The following is a 3,367-nucleotide window of genomic DNA, read 5'->3' as shown; positions in this document are numbered from 1 at the left end:
CGGCGGGCGGACGCCCGCCGGGGCCGGGGCCATTGCCGGGCCGTCGTCCGCCGCGTCAGCTCTTCGCCCCGAAGGAGTCCTGGAGCCGGGGTACGTAGTCGGCGAGGGCGGCCGCCCAGCAGCCGTAGTTGTGGCCGCCGTCGCAGGTGGGAGCGAGCGCCGCCCCGTTGCCGTAGTCGACCAGGCGGCTGGGCAGGCCGAGCGTGTCCATACGGGACTTGACGTTCCTGGCGGCAATCGCGGTGAAGTGGTCGATCACGTCGTTGTCGCCGCTGTAGAGCGTGACCTCGGTCCCGGCGAGCCTGGACAGGTTGGCGGGAGCGGCGGGATCGACCGCCTTCCAGATCCGGTCCGCGTTCAGGACCGGATAGGGGGAGCCGAAGATCGCGTCGCTGTCGACCACGGGCCCGTAGCCGGTGCACTCGCCCGTCCCGGCGGGGGTGGAGGTGCTCACGGCGCACCAGGCGCCCGTGACGTTGAGTTCCGTGGCCAGGACCGCCGCGCGGACCTCCGCCATGCCGAAGTCGATGCCGCCGGACAGCGAGGCGACATGGCCGAAGAGATCGGGCCGGGCCTCGCCGTAGTGCAGGGCGCCGAACCCGCCCATCGACAGGCCGATGACAGCCCGGTGGTCCTTGTCGGCGATGGTGCGCAGGTTCGCGTCGATGAAGGGGACGACCTGCTTCAGGTGGAAGGTCTCCCAGTTCGCTGCGCCCTCCGCGGTGTTCTGCATGAGCCAGTCGGCGTACCAGCCCTTCCGGCCGCCGTCCGGCACGACGGTGATCATCGAGTCCGAGCGCAGCGCCGGGGCGGCCGCGGCGTCGTCCGGGTTTCCGGGTCCGCCGTGCAGGAAGTACGCCACCGGCCATCGCCTACCGGGGTCGGTGCGGTAGCCGCTGGGCAGGAAGACGCGGATCTTGTGCTTCCCGGCCACCTGAGGGGTGGTCACGGTGATGGTGAAGTCGTTGTCCGAGTGCACCTCGGTGCCCCCGGCGACCTGGGTCAGGCCGAATCCGTCGGACAGCACCGGAGGGGCGGCGCCCTCGGCGTGCGCGAGCGGGGTCGCGAGGGTCGCGGTCACGGTCAGCGCGGCGGCGGCTACGGCCGTTCGCGTACGTGTCCGCCAGGCGGTCAGCAGTGTTTTCATCGTTGTCCTCTCCGAGGGCGGGCGGCCTGCGCGGGCGGGCGGGGCCGGCCGGCGCGGCCCCGCCTTCCGGTCGTGGTCCTCAGAGCGCGCAGAACGCGTCCGTCATGGCCTTGCCCGTGTGGGTCTGTCCCGGAGTTCCGGCGAGCATGTGGAACTCGTTGTTCGCGTGCAGCGCCTGCTCGGTGCCGTCCTCGCTGCTCAGCCACTCGCTGAAGTAGCCGAGCACCGCGCCGTTGTGCCCCCAGGCCCACTTTCCGCACGACAGCTTCACGTGCTCGATGCCCAGTCCGTATCCGGCATCGGCGTTCACCGGGACGGTGGTCTTGAGCTCGGCCAGCTGCGCGGGCTCCAGGAGCTTCCCGGTCATCAGCGCCCGGGAGAACGTGGCCAGGTCGTCCATGGTCGACACCATGGCACCGGCACTCCCGCTGACCTGCACGTTGGAGACCGTGGCGTCGTCGATGAGGATCGCCCGGAGCACGTAGCCGTGGAGGTAGTTGCCGTAGAGCGCGGGGTCGGCGGTGGGGAAGCTGGTGTCGCGCAGACCGAGCGGTTCGATGATGCGCCGCTGCACCTCCGCGGCCGGTTCCGAACCGGTGACGGCCTTGATCACCATGCCCGCGAGCACGTAGTTGGTGTTGGAGTAGCCGAACTTCTCGCCCGGTGTGCTCGACGGCGCGCGCATGCCGAGGGCGACGTTGACCAGGTTCTGCGGCGGGTAGACCTCCCGCGGGTTGAGGTTGAGGAAGTACGGCCCGTTGATCTGCACGGCACTGAGGTAGTCGGGCAGGCCCGAGGTGTGGTTGAGCAGCTGACGGATCGTGATCTTCGAGCCGTCGTATCCGTTGGCGTCGACCGCTCCCGGCAGCCATCGGGCAACGGTGTCGTCCAGCGAGAGCTTCTTCTCGCCCTCCAGCTGGAGCAGCACCGTGGAGATGAACGCCTTGGTGTTGCTGCCGATCCGGAACGTCGCCTTCGGGTCCGCCGGCACCTTGGTCGCACGGTTGCCGACCCCCGCGTTCACGTACTGGGCGCTGTCGCCCTTCCGGACCATGCCGATCACCCCCGGGTACCCGTCGGCGACCCCCTGCTGGGCCCCGGCCTGCAGGATCTCGACCGGGGTCTGGGCGGCGGCCGAGGAGCCGGTGGCCGGGGCGGCCGACCGGCCGTCGGCCCCGGCAGCCGCGTTCGCCGTGCCGGCGGCGGTCAGCAGGAGACAGGTCAGGCCGGCCACCGGCAGCAGCCTGCGCCGGTGCCGGCGCCCGCGGGCCGGTGAGGGCTGCTGCCGGGCCGCACCTGCGGCGTCCTGGTTCTCCGTGTCCACCGCGACGCCTGTACCGGATGAATCGAGCACGCTCATTCTCTTTACCGTCCCTTTCGGTTGGCTGTTCGTTCCGTTTGTGCGGCCGAATTCAGATCGCTGTCTCAGCCCCGGCAGGAGACGACGATGATCAGCAACAGAAGTGCGATTCCCGCCACTTGAAGAAATCCGAAGCCGCCTTCCGGGTTTTTCCGATTGGTCTCCACATGGCCACCGGCGGGAATTCCGGGATGCTGCTTGAGGTAGTGCTCCAACTGACGCTGCGCACCCCGGGATTCAGCGAGCCACGGCGTCTTGAAACCGCACTCGCCGCACCAGAATCGATAGGCCATGTCAACTCCTCGTCGGTCGTGGCAGGAGAAGGCCCACCAGTGGAGGTTCCGGTCCGGTGCCGGGATCCGTCCGATCCCGGCACCGACCGCTTCCCCGGTGCCCCGCGCGGTGCGCCGCCCCGTGTCGGCGCTCCGGCCGGGCACCACTTGATCGTGGCGTTCGCGCTGCTCGACGGACAGGACAGCCGACCGGCCATATATGACCGGTCGTCACGATAGGCTCGTCGCCGGCCGCGCTCGGTGGTGGAGGGGATGGCGAAGTGGCGGATCAGCTCGGCACGTTGTTGCGTCGGCTGCGCAAGCAGTCGGGGCTGACGCAGGAGCAGCTGGAGGCACGTTCCGGGGTGAGCGTGCGTACGATCCGCAGACTGGAGACGGGCAGATCCAGCGATCACCGGCTGGGCACGGTGAACCTGCTCGCGGACGCGCTGGAGGCCGGGCCCGAGGACCGCCAGCGGCTGGCGGCCACGCTGGCGGGATCGGCGACGGAACCCGCCGTATCCGTTCCTCTGCCCCTTCCGCTGCCCGTTCCCGAATCCGTTCCCGCACCCGTTCCCGGCCCCGCGC

The 3,367-nt window shown here is 70.1% G+C and carries 4 protein-coding genes; 1 reads left to right on the top strand and 3 read right to left on the bottom strand.

The features are described from left to right. Positions 1 to 55 precede the first annotated feature (55 nt). The 3 genes from AADR41_RS41665 to AADR41_RS41655 form a co-directional block, all read right to left on the bottom strand. Complete coding sequence (locus tag AADR41_RS41665; RefSeq protein ID WP_342287652.1) at positions 56 to 1,147, bottom strand: alpha/beta hydrolase; 1,092 nt, start codon at positions 1,145 to 1,147, stop codon at positions 56 to 58. Between the two features lie 79 nt (positions 1,148 to 1,226). Continuing rightward, a complete protein-coding gene (locus tag AADR41_RS41660) occupies positions 1,227 to 2,507 on the bottom strand; it encodes a serine hydrolase domain-containing protein (protein ID WP_342287650.1) in 1,281 nt (426 codons plus the stop codon). 65 nt (positions 2,508 to 2,572) lie between these two features. Next, positions 2,573 to 2,800: a hypothetical protein gene (locus AADR41_RS41655; RefSeq protein ID WP_342287648.1), complete on the bottom strand. Its 228-nt coding sequence runs from the start codon at positions 2,798 to 2,800 to the stop codon at positions 2,573 to 2,575. A gap of 260 nt (positions 2,801 to 3,060) precedes the next feature. On the opposite strand from AADR41_RS41655, the gene AADR41_RS41650 reads away from it, so the two are divergent. Next, a partial coding sequence (locus AADR41_RS41650; RefSeq protein ID WP_342287647.1) for a helix-turn-helix transcriptional regulator occupies positions 3,061 to 3,367 on the top strand: 307 nt, incomplete at its 3' end.

It is taken from the genome of Streptomyces sp. CLV115, assembly GCF_038448545.1.
GTDB lineage: Bacteria > Actinomycetota > Actinomycetes > Streptomycetales > Streptomycetaceae > Streptomyces > Streptomyces sanglieri.
Note: the sequence above shows the minus strand (reverse complement) of the source record. Positions and strands in the feature narration are given on the sequence as shown.

Excerpts from the sequence above, each read along its gene's own strand:
- AADR41_RS41665 (WP_342287652.1), bottom strand. The coding sequence starts at position 1,147 with ATGAAAACACTGCTGACCGCCTGGCGGACACGTACGCGAACGGCCGTA.
- AADR41_RS41660 (WP_342287650.1), bottom strand. The coding sequence starts at position 2,507 with ATGAGCGTGCTCGATTCATCCGGTACAGGCGTCGCGGTGGACACGGAG.
- AADR41_RS41655 (WP_342287648.1), bottom strand. The coding sequence starts at position 2,800 with ATGGCCTATCGATTCTGGTGCGGCGAGTGCGGTTTCAAGACGCCGTGG.